Genomic DNA, 25,546 nt, shown 5'->3' on the forward strand with positions numbered 1-25,546 from the left:
CTCACTTCTATAAATCACTCTTCAAAACACGATTGGAACAACCCAATCGAACAAATTTAACTCACCTATGAATTAAGTGGAACCTAGAGAATACGGGAGGGAAACCCCCTTCATATGAGGACTTAAAACTAATTTTTCAAATAATAACAAATTAAAACACAGATCACACTTAGCCTTGCACAAGAGGCATCCATTAAATGTTACTTACAAAAATATGACATAGATCTCACCAACTCAAAATATAGAGCAAAAACACTAAAAAACAACTCATACCCATTAATTATCAATAAGTTAATTAAATTAAAAATACAAAAATCAAAACCATGCCAAATTCATCTGGTCTGAACAGATCATAGTGGCCTCTGGGAGCATTGTATCGACCACTCACCTCGGGTAGCCTGCTCAACCATTAAACAAATTCACACGTTTTCTTTGCGGATACCGACTTGTCGTTTAGTCAGACTTTGAACAGGATTTTAATGGACATCGCCTCAACATTTGAATGCCACCGTCGCGCATGAAACACCTCCCCTACTCTCGTAAGTCAACGCACTTCGAAAGCCTAATTTCTATCTGGTTGCCGCCACTCAGCAACCTGAATTTTCAGCTGCGCTTCCCTAAATCTGTTTCAGATTTTCTTTCTATAGCTTTAAAAGCGCAGCCTCAAAACACGACATCGCCCTCAGTGATTTCAAGTGGAGACTCATAATGAGCCAACCCGAAAAAAATACCCCGGAATCAGTCGACGACACTCGACTTAATAAACGTCTTAAAGACATGCCTATTGCTATCGTTGGAATGGCAAGCATGTTTGCGAACTCTCGTTACTTAAACAAGTTCTGGGATTTGATCAGCGAAAAGATCGATGCAATTACCGAAGTGCCTGATACGCACTGGCGTCCAGAAGATTACTACGATTCAGATCGTACAACGCCAGACAAATCTTACTGTAAGCGCGGTGGTTTCATCCCAGAAGTTGACTTCAACCCTATGGAGTTCGGTCTTCCGCCAAATATCCTTGAACTGACTGATACGTCACAGCTGCTTTCTCTGATCGTGGCAAAAGAAGTACTTGAAGATGCGAAACTGCCTGAAGGCTACGATCGCGATAAGATCGGTATCACGCTCGGTGTTGGTGGTGGTCAGAAGATCGCTCAAAGCCTAAATGCACGTCTTCAATACCCTGTTTTGAAAAAAGTCTTCAAGAGCAGTGGTATCAGCGACGACGACAGCGAAATGCTGATCAAAAAATTCCAAGACCAATATATCCACTGGGAAGAGAACTCATTCCCTGGTTCATTGGGTAACGTAATATCAGGTCGTATTGCTAACCGCTTTGACCTTGGTGGGATCAACTGTGTCGTAGATGCTGCGTGTGCAGGTTCTCTAGCCGCAATGCGTATGGCTCTGAGTGAGCTGGTTGAAGGCCGCAGTGAAATGATGATCACTGGTGGCGTGTGTACTGATAACTCGCCAACCATGTACATGAGTTTCTCTAAAACACCTGCATTTACCACCAATGAAACCATTCAACCTTTCGACATCGATTCAAAAGGGATGATGATTGGTGAAGGCATCGGCATGGTTGCTCTTAAGCGTCTTGAAGATGCTGAGCGCGATGGCGACAGAATCTACTCAGTGATTAAAGGTGTCGGTTCTTCTTCGGACGGTAAGTTCAAGAGTATCTACGCGCCTCGCCCTGAAGGACAAGCAAAAGCACTAAAACGCGCTTACGATGATGCTGGTTTCGCACCACACACGCTTGGCCTTTTAGAAGCGCACGGCACAGGTACAGCAGCAGGTGATGTTGCTGAATTTGGTGGCCTAAACTCGGTATTCAGTGAGAACAATGAAGAGAAGCAACACATTGCGTTAGGCTCTGTGAAATCTCAAATTGGTCACACTAAATCAACTGCGGGTACTGCAGGTTTAATCAAAGCTGCATTAGCACTACACCACAAAGTACTGCCGCCAACGATCAACGTATCGGCTCCGAATCCTAAGTTGGATATCGAGAACTCACCGTTCTACCTAAACACACAAACGCGTCCTTGGATGAAACGTGTCGACGGCACACCACGCCGTGCAGGTATCAGCTCATTTGGTTTTGGTGGCACTAACTTCCACGTTGTATTAGAAGAGTACACACCAGAACACGTTCGCGGTGACAAATACCGTCAACGCCAAGTACCGCAAACTCTGTTATTCAGCGCGGAATCTCGTCAAGCACTGATCAATGAGCTCAAGCAGGTTTCAACTCAAGCTGCAGATGCGGCATTCAAACTAGAAGCGCTTGCTGAGCAGCACGCTCTGCGCGAAGTAGACGCTAAGCACGCTCGTCTTGGTTTAGTTGTCACTGACCAATCAGACCTTCAAGCGCAACTGACTCAAGCGGTTTCTATGCTTGAGAGCCAAACCAAAACACATTGGCAGATGCCAAACGGTACTAGCTACCGTGAGTCGGCACTGATTGCAGAAAATGGTGCAGGTAAAGTGGCAGCACTATTTGCAGGTCAAGGTTCGCAATACCTCAACATGAGTCGCGAGCTTGCTTGTCATTACCCAGAGATGCGTCAACAGCTTGCTCAAGCGGATCAGGTATTTGGTCAGCACAAGAAAACGGCTCTGTCGCAAATTCTGTTCCCAATTCCAACCTTCACACCAGAAGCAACCAAAGCTCAAGAAGCTGTGTTAACCAACACGGCCAACGCGCAAAGTGCGATTGGTACTGTGTCTATGGGTCAGTTCGACATCATGACTCAAGCTGGCTTCAAAGCAGACATGGTGGCAGGCCACAGCTTTGGTGAACTAAGTGCACTATGTGCATCGGGTGTTATCTCGCAAGACGATTACTACCAGCTAGCTTTCGCTCGTGGCGATGCGATGGCAGCGACACCTGAACAAGGCGACAGCGGTACTATGTTTGCAGTCATCCTAGATGCAGACAAACTTCCAGCTGTTGAAAGCTGCATCAGCCAATTTGAAGGCGTGAGTATTGCTAACTACAACGCTCCGACTCAACTGGTTATTGCAGGTCCAACTGCGACGGTTCAACAAGCAGCACAAGCGCTAACTGAGCAAGGCTTCAAAGCGATTGCTCTGCCAGTTTCTGGCGCTTTCCACACACCGCTTGTTGCTCACGCTCAAAAACCATTTGCTTCTGCAATTGATAAAGCTTCATTCAGCGCTCCAACACTGCCGCTTTACTCAAATGCAACGGGCAAGTTGCACAGCAAAGACGCGAAAGCGATCAAGAAAGCGTTCAAGCAACACATGCTGCAATCGGTTCGTTTTAGCGAGCAAATTGAAGCGATGTATGAAGCAGGCGCGCGCGTATTCGTTGAGTTCGGTCCGAAAAACATTCTTCAAAAGCTGGTTGAGAAAACATTGGCTAATAAGAACGAAGAGCTTTACGCAATCAGTATCAACCCAAGCCCTAAAGGCGACAGTGACCAACAGCTTCGTTTAGCTGCAGTTCAACTATGCGTGGCAGGTGTTTCATTAGACAACATTGACCCTTACCAAGCTGACATTGCTGAACCTGCGAAGGCATCACCAATGAACATCAAGCTGAATGCAACCAACTACATCAGCCCTGCTACTCGTAAGAAAATGGATCAATCATTGGCTTCGGGCAACGTCACCGAAAAGACTGAGATTGTTGAAGTGAAAGTTGAAGTCGAGAAAATCGTGGAAAAAGAAGTGATTAAAACAGAAATCGTTGAAGTACCTGTGGCTGCTCCTCAAGCTTCAAATGTACAACAGTCAACTGCTCCAGCACCAAGTGCACAAGTAGCAACAGCTGCTCCACAATCACAAGTGGTTCAAACTGCCCCAGCAACTATTCAGCCAGCAGCTCAAGTAACCGTTGATGAATCTTCACTGCAATCGTTCTTCAATGCTCAACAACAAGCAGCAGAAGTACATCAGCAATTCTTGGCGATTCCTCAGCAATACGGTGACACATTCAACACCCTAATGTCTGAGCAAGCGAAAATGGCAACAGCAGGCGTAGCAATTCCTGATAACCTACAGCGTTCTATGGAAATGTTCCACCAGCACCAAACTGAAACGCTAAAAGCTCACGCTCATTACCTAGAAATGCAAGCGCACAGCAACAACTCAGCACTTAATATGCTGACGCAAGGTTCAGTACAAACGGCACAACCAACCTTCGTTGCGCCAGTAAATGCTCAACCAGTGATTCAAGCTCCAACTACTCCAGCAGCTATCGTCCAACAGCCTGTAGCTCAAGTACAAGCTGCTCCTGTACAAGCTGCGCCAGTTCAAGCTGCACCGCTTCAAAAGACAGCAGCTCAGCAAGCTCCAGTACAGAAAGCCGTTCCTACACCACAAGTAGCGGCTCAAGCGGCAGCGCCTGTTGCAGCTCAACCTGTGCCAGTTAAAGCGCAACCGGCTCCTGTGGCTGCACCAGTGGCAGTACAATCAGCCGATGCTGAAAAAGTGATGCTAGAAGTGGTCGCTGAGAAAACGGGTTACCCAACGGAAATGCTTGATCTAGAAATGGACATGGAAGCAGACCTTGGTATCGACTCAATCAAGCGCGTAGAGATCCTTGGTACCGTTCAAGACGAAATGCCGAACCTACCAGAGCTGAACCCTGAAGATTTAGCTGAATGTCGTACTCTTGGTGAAATCGTTACCTACATGAACAGCAAGATGCCAGCATCAGCGCCTGTGGCAGCACAACCAAGCGCAACTGCTCCTGTTCAAGCTGCTAACGGTCTTGATGCAAAAGTCGTTCAACAAACCATGCTAGAAGTGGTTGCTGAGAAGACCGGTTACCCAACGGAAATGCTTGATCTAGAAATGGATATGGAAGCAGACCTTGGTATCGACTCAATTAAACGTGTTGAGATTCTTGGTACGGTTCAAGATGAACTGCCTACTCTTCCAGAGCTAAACCCTGAAGATTTAGCTGAGTGTCGCACTCTTGGCGAAATTGTTGCTTACATGAACAGCAAGCTCCCAGCTTCTGCACCAGTTGCAGTACAAACGGAAGTAGGTGCGCCAGCAGCAGCTAACAGCGGTCTAGATGCGGCTGTCGTTCAAAAAACCATGTTAGAAGTAGTGGCAGAGAAGACGGGCTACCCGACTGAAATGCTAGACCTAGCAATGGATATGGAAGCTGACCTTGGTATCGATTCAATCAAACGTGTTGAAATCCTAGGTACGGTTCAAGACGAGCTACCGACTCTTCCAGAGCTAAACCCTGAGGACCTCGCTGAGTGTCGCACTCTTGGCGAAATCGTAGACTACATGAACAGTAAGCTTCCAGCTTCTGCTCCAGTAGTGGCTCAAGTATCTGCACCAGCGCAAGCAGTATCAAACGGTTTAAGCGCAGAACAAGTTCAAAGCACAATGTTGAGCGTAGTAGCTGATAAAACGGGCTACCCAACAGAAATGCTCGACCTAGCAATGGACATGGAAGCTGACCTTGGCATCGACTCAATCAAACGTGTTGAGATCCTTGGTACGGTTCAAGACCAGCTACCAACATTACCAGAGCTGAATCCTGAAGACCTGGCTGAGTGTCGTACTCTTGGCGAAATCGTTGACTACATGAACAGCAAGTTAGCTCCTAACGCAGCAACTGCGACAGTAGCAGCTACAGCCGCCGCAGAAAGCACGAGCAACGACCTAAACCCTGCGCATGTTCAATCCACAATGATGGAAGTGGTTGCCGACAAAACAGGCTACCCAGCAGAAATGCTCGACCTAGCGATGGACATGGAAGCAGACCTTGGCATCGACTCAATCAAACGCGTTGAGATTCTAGGTACGGTTCAAGACCAGCTACCAACGCTGCCGGAGCTAAACCCTGAAGACTTAGCTGAGTGTCGTACGCTTGGTGAAATCGTTACCTACATGCAAAGTAAGCTATCCGCTGCTGCACCCGTAGCGACTCCAAAAGCTGAATCAGTAACGCCTATCGTAGAAACAGCGACAGCGGAACTTCCTCCACACAATGAGGTAGCGCTAAAAAAGCTACCAGCGGCAGATAAACTCGTCGATTGTTTCTCAAAAGATGCTTGTGTCGTGATCACAGATGATGGTCACAACGCCGGTGTTCTAGCAGAAAAGTTGACCGCTAACGGCATTCAAGTTGCTGTAGTGCGTAGTGCTCTTTCTGCCGCGTCACCTTTAAACAGTGAAATCGCAAGCTACACGCTCAACAGCGTCGATGATGCTGGTGTGACTGCGGTTATTAACGACATCGAAGTAGACCTTAAAACGTCGAACAAAGTGATTGCTGGCTTCATTCACCTACAAGCTATCGTTGATGCTAAACAAAGCAACGAGCAAGCGGTTAACTTGAATGCAGACTCAAGAGCTTCGCTAACCACAGCGTTCTTGTTCGCGAAGCACCTAAATGGCCAACTGAATGCTGTTTCTGGTCGCAGCGTGTTCTTCACGCTAAGCCGTATCGATGGTGGCTTTGGTTACCTAGATACTAAGCAACTAGCGAATGCAGAACTTAACCAAGCCGCGTTGTCTGGTCTCACTAAGACACTGAGCCATGAATGGTCAAACGTGTTCTGCCGTGCATTGGATGCTGACGCTTCGATTGATGCTCGTCACCTTGCTGAAGCTATCACAGGCGAACTGTTCGATATCGATACCAACACGGTTGAAATCGGCCTTAGCCATGCGGAAAACGGTGAATCTGGTCGTGCAACATTGATTGCTGCAACACCAGGTGCTGCACAAACTAAAAACACAGGCGCTCAACTCACCAAGAGCGATAAAGTTCTGGTAACTGGTGGCGCTAAAGGCGTGACGTTTGAATGTGCACTGACGCTTGCTAAGCAATGTAAATCTCATTTCATTCTTGCAGGTCGTAGTAAGCATATTACTTCAGCTGAGCTACCTCAGTGGGCACAGGGCAAGCAAGAGAAAGAGCTAAAACCAGCGGCTATCGCTCACCTACAAGCAACAGGTGACAAACCAACACCGAAAAAAGTTGATGCCTTGCTAAAACCGGTATTGAGCAGCCTTGAAATCAACGCAGCACTTGCCGCTTTCAACGAGATTGGCGCGAGCGCTGAATACCTAAGCCTAGATGTATCGAACCATGAGTCTGTAGCGAAAACACTGGCGAATTTCGACGGCATCACGGGGCTAATCCACGGCGCAGGTGTATTGGCTGACAAACACATTCAAGACAAAACGCTTGATGAACTGAACATGGTTTACGGCACCAAAGTGGGTGGACTAGAAGCGGTTCTTGGTGGTCTTGATAGCGGCAAGTTAAAACTGATTGCGATGTTCTCTTCGGCGGCGGGTTTCTATGGAAACACAGGCCAAAGCGATTACTCGATGTCTAACGAGATCCTAAACAAAGCGGCTCTACAACTGTCTGCGCGTAACCCTCAAGCGAAAGTAATGAGCTTCAACTGGGGACCGTGGGACGGCGGCATGGTAAACGCAGCACTGAAACGTATGTTTACAGAGCGTGGTGTGTACGTAATTCCTCTTCAGGCAGGTGCAGAACTGTTTAGCTCTCAACTACTGAACGAAACTGGCATTCAACTGCTGGTTGGTACGAGCATGCAAGGTTCTGACAACAAGGAAGCTGCTGTAAAAAAGCTTAATGCGGAGTCTGTGCATCTTGCAGAGAGTCCGCTGAATACAAGCATTACTGTGACACGTCATCTTGATCCTAAAGCATTGCCTTTCATTCAAGATCACTGCATTGCCGGTAACCCCGTGTTACCGACAGTGTGTGCCATCCAATGGATGCGTGAAGTGGCGGAGCAACTGTTAGGGGTGAACGTTAGCGTTCACAACTACAAACTGCTTAAGGGTGTGATTTTTGATACTGATGAAGTGCAAGAGCTAAAACTGGTTCTTTCTTCTGATGCTAAATCAAAAGATCAGCTAAAAGCAGTGATCAGTTGCCAAGGACGACCACAGTATCAAGCTCAGTTGCAAGTTGCCTCTGTGCAAGTGTCTGAAGATGTTCAACAAGCGTCGACAAAACGCTTTGAAGCTAACTCTTCAACACCAGTAACAACGGCGCAAGCTCTATACAGTGATGGCACTCTGTTTCACGGACCAAGATTGCAAGGTATTACTTCAGTCGAGCGCTTTGACGACTTAGGCTTATTGGCTCAATGCCAGTTGCCTCAGATTGAAAACAGCGACTGCGGATCATTTATTCCTAAGCAAGGTTTTGGTGATAGCCAGCCATTTGCTGAAGATTATTTACTGCAAGCAATGCTGGTATGGGCTCGATTGAAATACGGCGCGGCAAGCCTACCGTCTGCAATTGGTGAGTTTATTTGTTACGCACCGATGCACAATGGTGACCAAGGTTGGCTAGAACTGAGCGTGATAAAAAGCACGGCTCGTTCACTGCAAGCTGATATCTCGCTTTACCATCAAGATGGTCGTTTAAGCACAGTAATGAAAGGTGCCAAAGTCACCATCAGCAAGAGTTTAAATGACGCATTTTTGCCGAAGTCTAGCTCAACAGTATCGAAGAAAGAGTCTAATAAGAACGCAGAAAAGGAGCAATTGTCATAGTGACTGTTCCTACTAATAAAGCGATGCCATTGCGCATCGCTCTTTTAGCTCAGCCAGCAAACGCGGCTGAGCTTTCTGCCGACTTATCATCTTCGCTTCCAGAAATGATGACTGTTGTGGTTGATGGCAATTTTAATCAAGCACTTACTCAAGCGATTGAGGCAGTCAATCAAGGCAGTGCTGTTAAGCTTTGTTTGGATTCTCACTCACCATCATTGTTGATGTTGAGTGCGTTGACGGCTGCTCAAAACAAGATTCATCCACACGCTTATCTAGCGGGTTTTGTAGATACAACTACCGGAGATAGCGTTCAGCTTGCTCTGGATATTGCTCGCCGCCCCGCTACAGATCTAAGCCATCAACAGCAATACTCTTCACTATCTGTTTCGCAGCAGTTTGGTCAATTGTTGAATATGGTTAATGCGATATCGAGCCGTTCATTACCGAGCCATTCATTACCTAACTATTACTGGTTCACTGAGCCAAACAAAGCTCGTGTTGCGTCATTGACCTTCAATGACGATAGCCAACAATCCACCAGCCTGATATTGACTCAAGCGACCGGTTTGCAAGAGCCAAAGCCCCTGCTATCCAGCGAGCGTTTAATGTTTGTGGTTTCTGGCAATGACCAAGCTGAATTGGTTTCTCAGCTAGCTTCACTAAGAACTGAGCTTAAATGTGTTAGCGAATCGGCAGACAGTGAACTTGCTATCGCAAGCTTGATGCATTCAAACCTAAGTCACTTCCAAAGCGTTCAACACAATGTTGACCGTGGCGCGAACATCGTGATTCAAGCAGCTTCAATTGAGGCTGCACTACAAGAGATCACAGCGATAGAAAATGCGTTTCCAAAAGTAATGGCTGACAATAGTCAATACAAGACTCCAGCGGGCAGTTGTTTCTCACCGAAGCCTCAAAGCAAAGGTGGCGTTGCATTTGTTTACCCTGGTGTTGGCACGGTTTATCCCGGTATGTTGCGTGAATTTTATCACCATTTCCCACAGTTATTTGCTCGCTTAGAACGAGAAGGTAACTTGAAAGAGATGCTGCAGGCTGACAAAACCTACGCTGAAGACTCGCAAGAAATGTCGCTCAGTGAGCTGGCTATTGCAGGTGTGGGCAGTAGTTATCTGTTAACACAACTGCTATGTGATGAATTTAAAGTGCAGCCAGATTTCGCTTTGGGTTACTCCAAAGGTGAAGCATCCATGTGGGCTAGCTTAAATGTTTGGAAAAACCCACATGCGCTAATTGAGATGACTCAAACCAGTCCTATCTTCACTACGGCTATTTCTGGCGAACTCACCGCAGTACGTCAAGATTGGCAGCTGAACGGTGACGAAAGCATCCAATGGAATAGCTTTGTGGTTCGCAGTGATGCGCAAGCGATTGAGGCTCTGTTACCAAAGTTCCCACGCGCTTATCTCGCTATCATCCAAGGTGACACTTGTGTACTGGCAGGTTGTGAAAGCACCTGTCGTGCATTGCTTAAGAAACTGGGTAAACGTGGCATTGCCGCGAATCGTGTTACCGCAATGCACACTACACCAGCATTGAGCCAACATAGCCAAGTGCGTGAGTTTTACACGCAACCACTGTTCGACGAATTGCCAAAGCATATCCGCTTTATCAGCGCAGCAGGTCTACCGACTGGCGCACCAATCAATATAGACAGCGACAGCATCGCCCTTTCGATTGCCGATACTTTCTGTTCAACGCTGGATTTCACCGCGTTGATCCAGAGTGCTCGTCAACAAGGTGCTCGTCTGTTTGTCGAAGTAGGTGCCGATCGTCAAACTAGCACATTGATCGACAAGATCAACCGCAGCGAAAACCTAGCCGACCAGTACTGCTCAATCGCTTCTAATGCCAAGGGTGGTGACGATGTTGTCACGCTCATCAAGTGCATTGGTCAGCTCATCACTCATCAAATTCCACTGTCTGTCGAGCCACTTATTCAAGGGCTAGAACAACAGATCACCGCCGCTAAGCAATTACGTGGTGTGTCTCAAGGCAGCGCAGTGAATCATCAAGGAGAGCTAGTATGAGTTCTCAATATCAGGCTCAAGCCAAGACTAAGCAGCAAGTGAAGTGCAATAAGATCGCGATTGTCGGTATTGCCAACCAATACCCCGAAGCTGATACGCCAAAAGATTTTTGGCAAAACTTGCTAAACAAAAAAGATTCTCGAACCACATTAAGCGCTGAAAAATTAGGTGCTAAACCTGAAAGCTATCAGGGTGTGCAAGGCGAATCAGACCGCTTTTACTGTGATAAAGGCGGCTACATCGAAAACTTCAATTTCGACAGCAATGGCTACCGCTTAACAGCGGAATCGTTCAAGGGTGTCGACCAGAGTTTCCTTTGGGCGTTAGATACCAGCCGTAAGGCGTTAGTCGACGCAGGTATTGATCTGAATGCCGATATTTTAGAGCGTACAGGCGTGATCATGGGTGCCCTTTCGTTCCCAACTACACGTTCAAACGATTTGTTTCTGCCGATGTATCACTCAGTGGTCGAAAAAGCACTTAAAGATAAATTGGCTAATGACCAGTTTTCACTGCTACCAACCAATGAAACCGCGCAAGACCTCAATCCGATCAATGGTGCAGCGGCACACAACGCCTCTAAGTTAGTGGCTGATGCGCTAGGTTTGGGCAACGTGCAACTTAGCCTAGATGCGGCATGTGCAAGTTCCGTGTATTCATTGAAGTTAGCGTGTGATTACTTAAACACAGGCAAGGCCGACATGATGTTAGCAGGCGCGGTATCCGGTGCTGACCCATTCTTTATCAACATGGGTTTTTCCATCTTCCACGCTTACCCTGATCACGGTGTGTCGGTTCCGTTTGATAGCAATAGTAAAGGTCTGTTTGCTGGCGAAGGTGCCGGTGTTTTAGTGCTAAAACGTTTGGCTGATGCAGAGCATGATGGCGACAATATCTACGCAGTCGTCAGCGGTATTGGCTTGTCGAACGATGGCCGTGGCCAGTTCGTATTAAGCCCAAACAGCAAAGGACAAGTACAAGCCTTTGAACGCGCTTACGAGGCATCAAATCTAACACCAGACAGCATCGAAGTGATTGAGTGTCACGCAACTGGAACACCATTAGGTGACAAGGTTGAGTTAACCTCAATGGAACGATTCTTTACTGAGAAATTGAATGGTTCTAACCCGCCATTGATTGGCTCTGCGAAGTCAAACCTCGGTCACTTACTGACTGCGGCAGGTATGCCAGGGATCATGAAGATGATCTTTGCGATGAAAGAAGGCGTGCTTCCTCCAAGTATTAATCTGGACAAACCACTATCGTCGCCTGAAGGTTTATTTGGCCCACAGACGCTACCAACACAGGTTCAACCTTGGCCAAGTAAAGCGGGCAACTCAGAGCGATGTTCGGGTGTTTCTGTCTTTGGTTTCGGTGGTTGTAACGCTCACTTATTGCTTGAAGCGTATTCAGACACTCGTCATGTAAACCAGACTCAAGAGTCGGCTTCTCCAAGCCTACAACCGTCTAATTTAAGCATTACAGGTCTAGCGTCTCACTTTGGTTCTCTGCAAAGCATCAACGCGCTAAGCACTGCGATTGAGACCAACAACGATGCTTTCATTGCTTTACCTAAGAAACGCTGGAAAGGCTTAGACCAACATCCAGAACTACTGAGTCAGTTTGGTTTACACGGTATTCCAAACGGAGCCTACATCGATCAGTTCGATCTCGACTTCCTTCGCTTCAAAGTGCCGCCAAATGAAGATGACCGTTTGATCTCTCAGCAGTTGCTACTGATGAAAGTTGCAGACGAAGCGATCAAAGATGCCAAGCTTGTTGCTGGTCAAAAGGTTGCTGTACTCGTCGCAATGGAAACTGAGCTTGAGATGCACCAATTCCGTGGACGCGTAAACCTGCATAGCCAACTGGCTGACAGCTTTGCCAACATGGGTATTGAGCTAACACAAGACGAATACCAATCGCTAGAAACCATCGCGATGGACAGTGTGATGGACGCAGCCAAACTGAACCAATACACCAGTTTCATCGGCAATATCATGGCTTCGCGTATCTCTTCATTGTGGGACTTTAACGGCCCTGCCTTTACGATTTCAGCCGCTGAACAGTCGGTTGCTCGTTGTATCGATGTCGCGCAAAACTTAATGTCGCAAGAATCAATGGACGCCGTTGTAATTGCAGCCGTTGACCTAAGCGGCAGTGCAGAACATGTGATTCTGAAGAACAGCGTGACCCCAGTGTCACTTGCTCCAAAATTCGGACAACCGCAAGACGGCAGTTGGAATGTGGGCGAAGGCGCAGGTGCAATTGTTCTTGTTGAAGAGAGTCGAGTGGCGAGCAACCAAGATGCGGCTTACGGCAGCATCAACGCATTGGCGTTTGGTTCAAGCGAGAATAACAACGCCGTTGCTGATGAGTTACTGACTCAAGTCGGTATGAGCTCAAACGATGTTTATCTGCTTGAGCTTAACCATGCACCTGAATCTTCATTACATCAGTCTTCGTCTCTAAGTTTCGCGAACACAAAGACGACTCAAGCGAGTCAGCGTGTTGGTCATTGCTCTGCAGCTTCTGGTATGGCAAGCCTGCTACACAGTCTGCTCAACCTGAACCTTGAGTCTCTGAATCCGAATGTCAGTTCTAAGAACGCGATTGTTGCCAACATCAGCGAAGGACAATGTTCACAGCTGCTACTAAGCCAGTCGAGTGTTGAATCTCAATCACTGTCCGTTCGTTTAAGCAGTGAACTGGCGAGTGATGCTAAGCGTCAATTGGTTAAACAAGTGACTCTTGGTGGTCGCGATATTTATCAACACATCGCAGAGACACCAATCGCTAACCTAGCGCATATTCAACAGAAAGCTTCTGGTAAACAAGCAGCAAGAGTGGCGTCGATTCCAACGACAGCAAGCATTCAAGCAGCCCTTGCGCAAAAAGAGTTAGAGAAGAAGGCATTAGCGCAGAACGCGGCAGAGCCAGTCATCGAAACTCCTAAATCAGTATCCCCTACTCTGGCGCCAACTCGCCACAGTCAGCTAACAGGTAACCACAGCAATATGACTCATGTCCTATCCGCTAAAAATGGCGCGTCTCAAATCGACGCGACATTACAGCCGTCTGTAACACCACACAACCAAGCTTTTGCTCAAAACCAGCAAGCAGCACAGCAAGTACACAAAGCATTCCTGCACACACGTGCCCAAGGCATGCAGATGGCTGATGCGCTATTAAAAGCACAGCTAAACGCAGTGACGTCTGGTTTAGATAGCTCAGCCGAAACATCAACTCAGCCTGTTCAAGCTCAACCAACTCAGGTTCAGTCAGCGCCAGTAAACGCACTTGCGACACCTGCACCAGTAAAACCTATCCGTAAACCATGTATCTGGGATTACGATGATCTGGTTGAGTACGCGGAAGGCGACATCGCCAACGTATTTGGCCCTGACTACGCGATCATCGATAGCTACTCGCGCCGCGTTCGTTTGCCAACCACCGACTACCTACTGGTATCTCGTGTCACTAAGCTCAACGCGACAATGAACGAGTACAAACCAAGCACAATGACCACCGAATACGACATCCCAGTTGATGCGCCGTATCTTGTTGATGGTCAGATCCCTTGGGCTGTTGCAGTTGAATCTGGTCAGTGTGACTTAATGCTGATCAGCTACTTAGGCATTGATTTTGAAAACAAAGGCGAGCGTGTTTATCGCCTGCTTGATTGTACGCTGACCTTCCTTGGCGACTTGCCTCGTGGTGGCGATACGCTGCGTTACGACATCTCAATCAACAGCTTTGCTCGCAATGGCGACACGCTACTGTTCTTCTTCTCGTACGAATGTTTCGTTGGCGACAAGATGATCCTGAAAATGGATAACGGTTGTGCAGGCTTCTTTACTGATGAAGAGCTAGCCGATGGCAAAGGTGTGATTCACACTGAAGATGAAATCAAGGCTCGTAAGCTGGCAACTAAGCAACGCTTCGACCCTATGTTGCATTGTCCTAAAACCCAGTTTAACCACCAAGAACTGCGCCACCTACTGACTGCAAACATTGCAGAGTGTTTTGGTCCAACTCACCAATCTGATCGCCACCAGCCTTCTCTATGCTTCAGCTCAGAGAAGTTCATGATGATCGAAAAGGTCAGCCGTGTTGAACCGCAAGGCGGCACATGGGGACTTGGGCTGATTGAAGGTCACAAGCAGCTAGAACCTGAGCACTGGTACTTCCCTTGTCACTTCAAAGATGATTCAGTAATGGCTGGCTCTTTGATGGCAGAAGGTTGTGGTCAACTGCTTCAATTCTTCATGATGCACCTTGGCATGCATACGCTTGTTCAAAATGGTCGTTTCCAACCGCTTGAAAATGCGCCTCAACAAGTACGCTGTCGTGGTCAAGTTCTCCCACAATCGGCAGAGCTGACTTACCGCATGGAAGTGACCGAGATTAGTCTAAGCCCTCGCCCATACGCGAAAGCTAACATCGATATTTTACTGAACGGCAAAGTGATTGTTGATTTCCAAAACTTGGGTGTGATGATCAAAGAAGACGACGAATGTACTCGTTACCTACCTTCTTTAGAAACAGCTGTCGCGACCCCTGTTATCGAAAACTTGGACCATAAAAGCTTGGGCCATACACCAGCAGTGAACCAACAAGCTTCAGCAAATGCGCCACTTATGGCTCAAATTGAAGACCTAGAAACTGCGCCAAACAAAGGTGTGATTCCACTTCAACACGTTGAAGCTCCGGTGACTCCAGATTACCCGAACCGAACACCCGATACGGTTCCGTTCACGCCTTATCACATGTTCGAATTCGCGACTGGTGATATCGAGAAATGTTTCGGCCCTGACTTCTCTATTTACCGTGGCATGATTCCACCACGTACTCCGTGTGGCGACTTGCAGTTAACCACTCGTGTCGTTGAGATCGACGGCAAGCGTGGCGACTTCAAGAAACCTTCATCGTGTATCGCTGAATACGAAGTGCCAGAAAATGCATGGTACTTTGATGAAAACAGCCACCATACCTTGATGCCTTATTCAGTATTGATGGAGATTTCACTGCAGCCAAACGGCTTTATCTCTGGCTACATGGGTACAACACTGGGCTTCCCAGGTGAAGAACTGTTTTTCCGTAACCTAGATGGTAGCGGCAAAATGCTGCGTAACGTCGACTTGCGTGGCAAAACGATCACCAACGATTCTCGTCTGCTTTCAACCGTAATGATGGGCACCAACATCGTACAGAGCTTCAGCTTCGAACTGAGTACTGACGGCGTGCCTTTCTACCAAGGTACAGCGGTATTTGGTTACTTCAAAGGCGCAGCACTGAAAGACCAACTTGGTTTGGACAACGGTAAAGTGACTCACCCTTGGCACGTTGATAACAACCGCACGCCGGATGTAAACATCAATCTGCTAGACAAAACGACGCGTTACTTCAATGCACCTGTTTCTGCCACTGGCGAAGTGCAAGAGCACTACCAACTGGCTGGCGGTCGTTTGAACTTTATCGATACTGTGCAGATCACAAGCGATGGTGGTAAAGACGGTCTAGGTTACCTATACGCTGAGCGTACGATTGACCCAAGCGATTGGTTCTTCCAGTTCCACTTCCATCAAGATCCGGTAATGCCTGGTTCTCTAGGTGTCGAAGCGATCATCGAACTGATGCAAACCTACGCGCTAAACAAAGATCTTGGCGCTGGCTTCCGCAATCCGAAATTTGGTCAAATCCAATCTGAAGTGAAGTGGAAATACCGTGGTCAGATTAACCCTCTGAACAAGCAAATGTCTCTGGATGTACACATCACTGCGATTAAAGACGAAGACGGCAAACGTATCATCGTTGGCGACGCAAACCTGAGCAAAGATGGTCTACGTATTTACGAAGTGAAAGACATCGCGATTTGTATCGAAGAAGCCCCTGCTACCGATAAAGCTTCTGGTATCAAGAAAGCATAAGCCGCCATTAGTGACAGAGACAGAGAACTAGGAAAAAATTTAGTATGACAACTCAAACTACAATCAATAACGAAAAGCTATCTCCGTGGCCTTGGCAGATCGAAGAGAGCACAACTCGCTTTGATAACGCGGCAATGTCGACAATATTGAAAGACTTAAGCCTTGCTTGTTACGTCGTGAACCACCCAGAAAAAGGTTTAGGCGTTAGCCAACAAGCAGAGATTGCATCGGGTGATTCAGCAAGCTCAGCAAACAGCCAACCTGTTAGCGCCTTTGCTCCAGCTCTTGGTACGCAAAGCCTAGGCGACGAAGATTTTCGTCGCTGTCATGGCGTTAAATACGCTTACTATGCAGGCGCAATGGCAAACGGCATTTCATCTGAAGAGTTGGTGATTGCGCTTGGTCAAGCTGGCATTCTTTGTTCATTTGGCGCGGCGGGCTTAATCCCGTCTCGTGTTGAGCAAGCGATCAACCGTATCCAAGCAGCACTGCCAAACGGCCCTTACGCGTTTAACCTGATTCACAGCCCAAGCGAACCTGCGCTAGAACGCGGCAGTGTTGAGCTGTTTTTGAAGCACAAGGTAAAAACCGTTGAGGCTTCTGCCTTCTTAGGTTTAACACCGCAAATCGTTCACTACCGTGCTGCAGGTCTTAGCCGCGATGCACAAGGCGAGATACAGATTGGCAACAAGGTTATTGCTAAGGTGAGCCGTACTGAAGTCGCAAGTAAATTCATGCAGCCTGCTCCTGTAAAAATGCTGCAAGCTCTGGTTGATGAAGGCCGAATCACAGCAGAACAGATGGAACTGGCACAGCTTGTTCCTATGGCTGATGACATTACTGCAGAGGCCGATTCAGGTGGTCACACCGATAATCGTCCGCTAGTAACCCTGTTACCAACGATTCTGGCACTGAAAGAGCAAATCCAAGCTCAGTACCAATTCAAAACACCGCTACGTGTCGGTTGTGGTGGGGGCGTAGGTACGCCTGACGCTGCTCTAGCAACGTTTAACATGGGTGCGGCATACATTGTTACTGGTTCAATCAACCAAGCATGTGTTGAGGCTGGCGCGAGCGAACACACACGTAAGCTGCTTTCGACAACCGAAATGGCTGACGTGACTATGGCTCCGGCGGCAGACATGTTCGAAATGGGCGTGAAGCTGCAAGTGGTTAAGCGCGGTACCTTATTCCCAATGCGTGCGAACAAGCTGTACGAGATCTACACACGTTACGACTCGATTGAAGCGATTCCAGTTGAAGAGCGTCAAAAGCTAGAGAAGCAAGTATTCCGTTCAACACTGGATGATATTTGGGCTGGTACTGTGGCGCACTTTAACGAGCGCGACCCTAAACAGATCGAACGCGCTGAAGGCAATCCAAAACGCAAAATGGCGTTGATCTTCCGTTGGTACTTGGGTCTTTCTAGCCGTTGGTCAAACACGGGCGAACAAGGTCGTGAGATGGATTACCAAGTATGGGCAGGCCCGGCACTTGGCGCATTCAACGCGTGGGCGAAAGACAGCTACCTAGACGATTACCAACAGCGTAATGCGGTCGATCTTGCTAAGCATTTGATGCACGGTGCTGCGTACTTGGCTCGTGTTAATCTTCTTACCTCACAAGGTATCAAGCTTGATCCAGAGCTAGCACGTTGGAAGCCGACGCAAAGAATGGCATAGGCATTTCAATACAGAGTTAATTAAACTCAACGAATAAAAAAAGCGACCTTATCGGGTCGCTTTTCTTTTGGTCATTCTTCTTAAGCTAGCTAAAAGATTAAGATTTCTGCATACGCTTTTTCAAGCGTGCCAAATCAATCGCGCTTGAGCGAACGGTCAACTTAATACACTCGTAGTCGTACTCTTCTTTTACCACACTCATGTTTGAGCGAATCTCACCAATTATGCCTTGGCCAGAATAAGGAATCGTGATCTCTTCTTCGATCATGCCTTCTTCAGCAACACCAACGATGTACTTGTGCAGTTTCGTGATATCCAGAGGATCACGAGTTGACGTTAGCATCGCATCTGGGAATTCTTCGATAAGCTCTAATTGCTGCTCTTCAGTCAATCTATCGCACTTATTCAGCACTAATAGTTTTTCGCTACCTTCTACACCCACTTGAGCTAATACGTCGTGTACCACATCAAGTTGTGCGCGGAATGAAACATCAGAAGCATCAACGACATATAGCAGCAATGAAGCATCATGCGCTTCTGCTAGCGTAGAGTGGAACGAAGCAACCAGATCGTGTGGCAATTTCTTGATGAAACCGACTGTATCCGAAACCAGAATACGCGGCTGAGTAATTGGTTGAAGCGCACGCACCGTGGTGTCTAGCGTTGCGAACAGTTTATCTTCACCCACCACTTCGGTTGCGGTCATGGCACGCATCATCGAAGATTTACCGGCATTGGTGTAGCCAACTAAAGCAACAGTGAAAAGCTCCGCGCGCCTTGTGCGTCGGGTCTTCATTTCATCTTGTACGCTTACTAGCTCACGCTTAAGCGCAGCAATTTGGTCACGTACGTTACGACGGTCTAGCTCTAGTGAAGTTTCACCTGCGCCCTGACCCATTTGACGCTCTTTATCACCCTCAGCCGTTTCACGAAGTCGTGGCACTAAGTAGTTTAGACGAGCGATATCAACTTGCAGGCGAGCAGTACGAGTACGAGCGTGACGGCTAAAGATTTCGATGATGATGCCAGTACGGTCAAATACTTCCACACCCAAACTAGCCTCAACAGTGCGCAGTTGAGATGGGCTTAAATCACAGTCAAAGACCACAACATCGGCAGCGCCGTATTGAAAGTCGCCCGTTGGAAGATCATCAAAATCTAACTCGTCGATTTCTGAATCAAACAGGCCCGATTCATCAAGGAAGTCTTCATCTTCTGCTTCTTCAATCGAACCTTGGTAACCGGTTAGATGAGCAATTTCCGCAAGCTTACCAGCACCCAACACGTTTTGTCGTTGAGTTGAACTGTGGTGCTGCGATTGAGTACCAACCACTTTAAACCCTAGGGTTGTTACTAAGCGAGCAAGTTCGGCAAGAGACTCTTTTGCTTCGTCACCTTTGAAGTCCGGTGTCGTAATAGAAATAAGTAAAGCGTTACTAGCTGAGGGTTTTGCTGTTAGTTTCATGTATTCTTCTGTTTATGCACCAAAGTGCAACCTAGTATTTGGTCTAAAGTTGAGTCGATCCTACGCGTTTCTACGTCAGCTTTATATAGCCACATCACACTAAATATCAGCTTTGATGATAATTAACTGTCTACTCGATGATTATTCACAATAAAAAACGACCCATCAGGTCGCTTTTTATTGCCTACAACGGCATTTTTATACCTACTTAAACTATCAAACAAGTTAATTACTCACTGCAATAGGGTCAGGAGATCCGTCGGGATCATTATTCACATCTCCATCCAAAGAGAATGAGCCTCCGGTGGCTAACAGTACTCCACAAAAGTGAGGAGCCGCCATTGAGGTACCATTGTAAGAAACCGTTCCTCCGCCCGTTTTGGTCGATAACACATCGACTCCAGGTTGAGCGTAATCTACATCAGAGCCATAATTGGAAAAGTAAGCGAAATTATCGTTAGATTCGCCAAATGCGGAAATAGTAAATATATTCGTGCCGTTGGTACTCGCTGGCGTAAACCCACTGGCATCCTGCCCTGAATTACCCGCTGCGATTGAGAAAAATATCCCTTGGGTAGCGGCTGTTTTAATCGCGCTATCCAAGGCGGCTGAATATCCGGCTCCTCCCAAACTCATATTGGCACAGTCACCAGAGTCACCATAGCGAGCAACATGATCAACACCAGCAATAACTCCGGACATTGAACCACTACCACTATTATCCAGAACTCGAACAGGGATCACTTCCACACCGGGCGCAACACCAATGACATCAAAGCCATCGTCGTAAGCTCCTATCGTTCCTGCTACATGCGTGCCGTGACCATTACCATCGCTAGTATTATTTTTCTTACCGCGAGTAAAGTTTGCCCCTCGAGATTTGTTTACATTTAAATCTGGGTGGTTACTGTCAATACCCGAGTCTATAACCCAAGCAACAGATGAGGAATTACTCATATCAACAGTACCACCTTTGACTCTGGTTACACCCCAAGGAACCTGTTGAACAGCCCGCTCAACACTATCTCCACCTCCGCCTCGATTAGGTTTCCCCCCTCGTGGCAAAGCGTACATGACGATATCAGGCTCAATGTAATCAATCTCGGGGAACCTATTTTTAAGACCTTTGAGAGCTTGCTCTGGGACCTTAAGAGAAAACCCTTTCAAGGCGTGGCTATATTGATGGCCGATCACACCGTGTCCTTTAGCAACTTCACGCGCGATATCATTCGCCCGAGATTCCGATACACTCTCTTTTAAAACGACAATATAACTGTCTCTCAAATCATGATTAACAACAGCAGATACAGGAGAGGAAAGAAGAGCAAGTGACATTGCTCCTGCAAATATTTGGACTCTCATTACAGACATCCTTTTTCCAAAAATTAATATCTCATAAAGCATAGGCGCTAATGAGTTTTTTATCACTAATATGACAGCTGAGCTGTCCTGATACAAAAACACCCCATCCAATGATGAGGTGTTTGGTGAAACTAACTTGCTAGCAACACTTAGAAATCAATTCTCGCTTCCGTCTGAGCATCAAAGAATACTGCTTTGGATAGGTCAAAATGCAGTGGTGCCATTTGACCAACCGATACCTCAAATTCCGGTGACAAGCGACACGCGACTTCTTGATCGTTCACTTTGACCATCGCGATGGTATCGGGCCCTGTCGGTTCCAATACCTCTAGCTGTAAGTCTAGCTTGGTTGAGGCAGAGACATCATCGCTTTCTTGTTCGGTAATGTGTTCTGGACGCAACCCAATCACCAACTCTTTGCCATCTTGGTCGCGCATACTTTGTGGCAAACGAATGTGGTGTTCTTGATCTGCGGTACCAACCACTTTAATTATCGGATTCTGTTCCTCATCCAAGTCCACCATAGTTTTAATGAAGTTCATTGATGGTGAACCCATAAAGCCCGCCACAAACATGTTGTTTGGCTTGGTGTAGATCTCTTGTGGCGTACCGAGTTGCTGTAGCTCACCGTCTTTCATTACTGCGATGCGATCTGCCAGAGTCATAGCTTCGATCTGATCATGGGTTACATAAACAATCGTAGTATTGAGCTTCTGATGCAGACGTTTAATCTGATGACGCATCTCAACACGTAGCTTTGCATCCAGGTTCGAAAGCGGCTCATCAAACAGATACAACTTAGGACGACGAGCCAAAGCGCGTCCCATCGCGACACGTTGGCGCTGACCACCAGAAAGCTGCGATGGCTTACGATCTAACAACTGTTCGATTTGCAGCATTTCAGCCACTCGATTCACTTCCGCATCAATCTCTTCCTGAGGCATCTTACGAATCTTCAAACCGAAAGCGATATTGCCGCGTACCGTCATATTTGGATAAAGCGCGTAAGACTGAAACACCATAGCAATATCGCGATCTTTGGGCTCAACTTGTGCCACGTCGACACCATCAATCACGATTTCACCCGAGCTAATATTCTCTAGCCCAGCAATGGTGTTCATTAGGGTCGATTTTCCACACCCCGAAGGGCCGACAAGTATCAAAAATTCCCCCGAATCGATACTGATGTCGATGCCCTTTAACGTTTCGTTGTCCGCGTTGCGATAGGTTTTACGGATCTGTTTTAAATCTAATGTTGCCATGGGTAATTATCCTTTTACTGATCCTGCCGTTAGGCCACGAACAAAATATTTTCCTGCGAAGACATACACCAGCAGCGTTGGCAGTGCGGCGATAATCGCGGCAGCCATATCGACGTTATATTCTTTAACGCCAGTGCTGGTGTTGACTAAGTTGTTTAATGCCACAGTGATCGGCTGAGTTTCTGAGCCGGAATAGACCACCCCGAACAAGAAATCATTCCAGATTGCGGTGAACTGCCAGATCACCGTCACCATGATGATTGGCGTGGAGATCGGTAATAAGATCTTAAAGAAAATCGTAAAGAAGCCCGCCCCATCTAGCTTTGCCGCTTTGATCAATTCATCAGGAATCGAGATATAGAAGTTACGGAAAAACAGAGTCGTAAACGCCATGCCGTAGATAACGTGCACAATCACCAATCCGATAGTTGTGTTTGCTAAACCCATTTTGCCGAGCATGGTTGCCATTGGCAGCAGCACAACTTGGAACGGAATAAAGCAACCGAACAACAACAAACTAAAGAACAGATTTGAGCCTCGGAATTGCCACTTAGTGACCACATAACCATTGAATGCGCCGAGCAATGTTGATATCGCTACAGCAGGAATCACCATTTGGAACGAGTTCCAGAAGTAGCCTTTGATGCCTTCACATTTCACGCCAGTACAAGCGGTATCCCACGCTTTATACCAAGCATCAAACACCCACTCTTTCGGTAAGCTCATCAAGTTACCTGCCTTTATGTCTGGCAAAGTTTTGAATGACGTCAGCACCATTACGAACAGTGGCATTAGGTACACTAAACAGAAGAAAAGCAGTGCTGAATAGATAAACATTCGAGCAAAATTGATGTTATTCATCATGACTTTTTCTCCCTAAGTTCAGAGTAAAGATAAGGCACGAGAATCGCTAAGATACCGGCAAGCATCATCATGGCACTGGCAGCACCTAGGCCGATCTGTCCACGAGTGAATGAGTGTGCGTACATAAATAGCGCTGGAAGATCCGATGAATAACCCGGGCCACCTGCTGTCATTGCCGTCACAAGGTCGAAGCTCTTAATCGCAATGTGTGACGTGATGATCACCGCGCTGAAAACCACAGGGCGCAAGCAAGGCAGAATGATTTTGAGATAGATAGTGGGTAAGCTTGCCCCATCGATTTGCGCAGCTTTAATGATCGAAGAATCGATACCACGCAAACCCGCTAAGAACATCGCCATCACGAAGCCCGATGATTGCCAAAGTGCTGCGATGACCAAGGTATATACCGACATTTCGGAGTCGACTAGCCAATCAAACTTGAAGTCAGTAAATCCCCAGTCTTGCATCAACTTTTCAATGCCAAGACCTGGGTTAAGGATCCACTTCCACGCCGTACCTGTCACGATGAATGACAGCGCCATTGGGTAGAGATAGATAGTGCGAATCGCTCCTTCTTGACGGATATTCTGGTCAAGCAATACCGCTAAACCGACACCAAGCAAGATAGCAATCGCCATAAATAGAAAACCAAATACGCCGAGGTTGGTGATTGAAGTGATCCAGCGATCGTTGTCCATCAGCTTTTCATATTGGGTTAAACCAACGAAGTTGAAGCTCGGTAGAAATCGAGAGTTAGTGAACGACAACGCTGCCGTCCAAAAAATGTAGCCGTAGATACACACCACGGTCACTAACGCGGTCGGCGCTAGCACAATCTTAGGTAGCCAATGTTGCAACCTGTCAGCAAAACTCGGTTTCGGTGCAGGCTGGCTCCTTGTGGGTTTTGGAGTCGACTCAGTCAAAACATGCTCCATAACTTATCCTTGTTGCACAATCGAGCCAATGGCTTACCTTTCGGCACCACATCAGCATCACGCATATCAGAATTGGGAGTGAAGAGTAGATAGGCTCCCTACGAGCCTACCTACCCTGGGGGTTTGGTAAAGCAACACAACCCGTCACTCACGTGCGTTGTGTGTCGCTTATCAAGTTAGATTAGATAGCCGCTTTCACTGCTTTCGCTAACTTAGCTGCCGCTTCTTTTGGATCGGCATCTTTCTCATTGAAGAAGTTGGTTACCACGTCGTAAATTGCGCCTTGCGCGTAACTTGTCGTCGCTAGGCCGTGAGCCATACTCGGAACAAGGTCACCAGATTCCGCACTCGCTTTGAAGGTTGCCATAGAGTCCAACGCACATTGGTCGAACTTAGACATATCCATATCGAGACGTACAGGGATAGAACCTTTGTTTAGGTTAAAGACTTCTTGGAAATCTTTAGTAAGAATGGTTTTTGCTAGGTCTTGTTGCGCTTTTTGGTTCTCTTTGTCACTTAGTTCAAAGAACGCAAAGCTATCGATGTTGAAAGTGAATTGGCCATCAGTACCCGGAGCCGGTGCACAGATGTAGTCTTTACCCGGTACTTTACCTGCTGCAGTAAACTCACCTTTCGCCCAGTCACCCATGATCTGCATCGCTGCTTCACCATTGATAACCATTGAAGTTGCGACGTTCCAATCACGACCCGGAGAGTTGCTGTCGATATAGTCACGCATCTTTTTAAACTTGGTGAATACTTCCACCATTTTGTCGCCAGATAAAACGTCCATATCAAGATCAACGAACGCTTTGTTGTAGTCTTCACTGCCTAGTACATCAAGCGCCACCGCTTCGAAGACTGTCGCGTCTTGCCAAGGTTGACCACCGTGAGCCAGTGGAATGAAGCCAGCCGCTTTGATCTTATCTGCCGCCACGAAGAACTCATCTAATGTGGTTGGAACCGTAACGCCTGATTTTTCTAAAACAACAGGGTTAGCCCAAAGCCAGTTAACACGGTGAACGTTGACAGGAACCGCCACATATTCTCCGTCCCACTTCATCACTTTAGTGACAACCTCTGGCAGTAACTCATCCCACTGTTCTTGTTTTGCTGTTGCATCGAGAGACGTCAGAAAACCTAAACCACCCCACTCTTGAATATCATGACCTTTGATCTGCGCAGCAGATGGTGGGTTACCTGATACTGCTCGCGTTTTCAAAACGGTCATCGCACTTTCACCGCCGCCACCAGCAACAGCGAAATCTTTCCAAGTATGACCTTGTTCTTCAATCATCTCTTTCAGTACCGCAGCGGATTTTGCTTCACCACCGGCAGTCCACCAGTGAAGCACTTCCACTTCACCAGCTTGAGAAAATGTTGAGGCAGCAAGAAGAGATAGAGTAAGTAGGGTTTTATTGATTTTCATTATTATCTTCCATGTTTAG

11 protein-coding genes are annotated in these 25,546 nt (G+C 47.2%); 5 read left to right on the plus strand and 6 right to left on the minus strand.

Annotated features, from left to right (window positions below; translation table 11 throughout):
* The first annotated feature begins 517 nt into the window (after positions 1–517).
* The 5 genes from CWO08_RS24385 to pfaD are packed head-to-tail and all read left to right on the plus strand — an operon-like array spanning position 518 to position 18,210.
* Complete coding sequence (locus CWO08_RS24385) at positions 518–709, plus strand: hypothetical protein (RefSeq protein ID WP_081090155.1); 192 nt, start codon at positions 518–520, stop codon at positions 707–709.
* Positions 709–8,550, plus strand: coding sequence for a type I polyketide synthase (locus tag CWO08_RS16830; protein WP_108020806.1), 7,842 nt, complete (start codon positions 709–711; stop codon positions 8,548–8,550). Before CWO08_RS24385 ends, CWO08_RS16830 begins: the two co-directional genes overlap by 1 nt.
* Positions 8,550–10,598, plus strand: a complete 2,049-nt coding sequence (locus CWO08_RS16835) for a PfaB family protein (RefSeq protein WP_108020807.1) — start codon at positions 8,550–8,552, stop codon at positions 10,596–10,598. Before CWO08_RS16830 ends, CWO08_RS16835 begins: the two co-directional genes overlap by 1 nt.
* A complete protein-coding gene (locus CWO08_RS16840; protein WP_108020808.1) occupies positions 10,595–16,528 on the plus strand; it encodes a beta-ketoacyl synthase N-terminal-like domain-containing protein in 5,934 nt (1,977 codons plus the stop codon). Before CWO08_RS16835 ends, CWO08_RS16840 begins: the two co-directional genes overlap by 4 nt.
* Before the next feature lie 44 nt (positions 16,529–16,572).
* Complete coding sequence (pfaD, locus tag CWO08_RS16845; RefSeq protein ID WP_057622911.1) at positions 16,573–18,210, plus strand: eicosapentaenoate synthase subunit PfaD; 1,638 nt, start codon at positions 16,573–16,575, stop codon at positions 18,208–18,210.
* 97 nt (positions 18,211–18,307) lie between these two features.
* On the opposite strand, the gene hflX is transcribed toward pfaD, so the two are convergent.
* From hflX to CWO08_RS16875, 6 genes are all read right to left on the minus strand, one after another.
* Positions 18,308–19,675: a GTPase HflX gene (gene hflX / locus CWO08_RS16850; protein ID WP_048661485.1), complete on the minus strand. Its 1,368-nt coding sequence runs from the start codon at positions 19,673–19,675 to the stop codon at positions 18,308–18,310.
* A 225-nt stretch (positions 19,676–19,900) separates the two neighbouring features.
* Positions 19,901–21,046, minus strand: a complete 1,146-nt coding sequence (locus CWO08_RS16855; protein ID WP_108020809.1) for a S8 family serine peptidase — start codon at positions 21,044–21,046, stop codon at positions 19,901–19,903.
* 140 nt (positions 21,047–21,186) lie between these two features.
* On the minus strand, positions 21,187–22,299 hold the full coding sequence (locus CWO08_RS16860) for an ABC transporter ATP-binding protein (RefSeq protein ID WP_050635209.1): 1,113 nt from the start codon (positions 22,297–22,299) through the stop codon (positions 21,187–21,189).
* Positions 22,300–22,305: 6 nt separating this feature from the next.
* Positions 22,306–23,163: a carbohydrate ABC transporter permease gene (locus CWO08_RS16865; RefSeq protein ID WP_048661487.1), complete on the minus strand. Its 858-nt coding sequence runs from the start codon at positions 23,161–23,163 to the stop codon at positions 22,306–22,308.
* A complete protein-coding gene (locus CWO08_RS16870) occupies positions 23,160–24,098 on the minus strand; it encodes a carbohydrate ABC transporter permease (protein WP_009848503.1) in 939 nt (312 codons plus the stop codon). The genes CWO08_RS16865 and CWO08_RS16870 overlap by 4 nt, the downstream gene beginning before the upstream one ends.
* A gap of 181 nt (positions 24,099–24,279) precedes the next feature.
* On the minus strand, positions 24,280–25,527 hold the full coding sequence (locus tag CWO08_RS16875) for an ABC transporter substrate-binding protein (RefSeq protein WP_048664276.1): 1,248 nt from the start codon (positions 25,525–25,527) through the stop codon (positions 24,280–24,282).
* Positions 25,528–25,546: the final 19 nt, after the last annotated feature.

It is taken from the genome of Vibrio sp. 10N.286.48.B8 (genome assembly GCF_003050085.1).
GTDB lineage: Bacteria > Pseudomonadota > Gammaproteobacteria > Enterobacterales > Vibrionaceae > Vibrio > Vibrio crassostreae.

Bases quoted from the DNA above. Each gene is read 5' to 3' on its own strand.
- CWO08_RS16830 (WP_108020806.1), top strand. From the start codon at position 709: ATGAGCCAACCCGAAAAAAATACCCCGGAATCAGTCGACGACACTCGA.
- CWO08_RS16840 (WP_108020808.1), top strand. From the start codon at position 10,595: ATGAGTTCTCAATATCAGGCTCAAGCCAAGACTAAGCAGCAAGTGAAG.
- CWO08_RS24385 (WP_081090155.1), top strand. From the start codon at position 518: ATGAAACACCTCCCCTACTCTCGTAAGTCAACGCACTTCGAAAGCCTA.
- CWO08_RS16865 (WP_048661487.1), bottom strand. From the start codon at position 23,163: ATGATGAATAACATCAATTTTGCTCGAATGTTTATCTATTCAGCACTG.
- hflX (WP_048661485.1), bottom strand. From the start codon at position 19,675: ATGAAACTAACAGCAAAACCCTCAGCTAGTAACGCTTTACTTATTTCT.
- CWO08_RS16855 (WP_108020809.1), bottom strand. From the start codon at position 21,046: ATGTCTGTAATGAGAGTCCAAATATTTGCAGGAGCAATGTCACTTGCT.
- CWO08_RS16860 (WP_050635209.1), bottom strand. From the start codon at position 22,299: ATGGCAACATTAGATTTAAAACAGATCCGTAAAACCTATCGCAACGCG.
- CWO08_RS16875 (WP_048664276.1), bottom strand. From the start codon at position 25,527: ATGAAAATCAATAAAACCCTACTTACTCTATCTCTTCTTGCTGCCTCA.
- pfaD (WP_057622911.1), top strand. From the start codon at position 16,573: ATGACAACTCAAACTACAATCAATAACGAAAAGCTATCTCCGTGGCCT.
- CWO08_RS16870 (WP_009848503.1), bottom strand. From the start codon at position 24,098: ATGGAGCATGTTTTGACTGAGTCGACTCCAAAACCCACAAGGAGCCAG.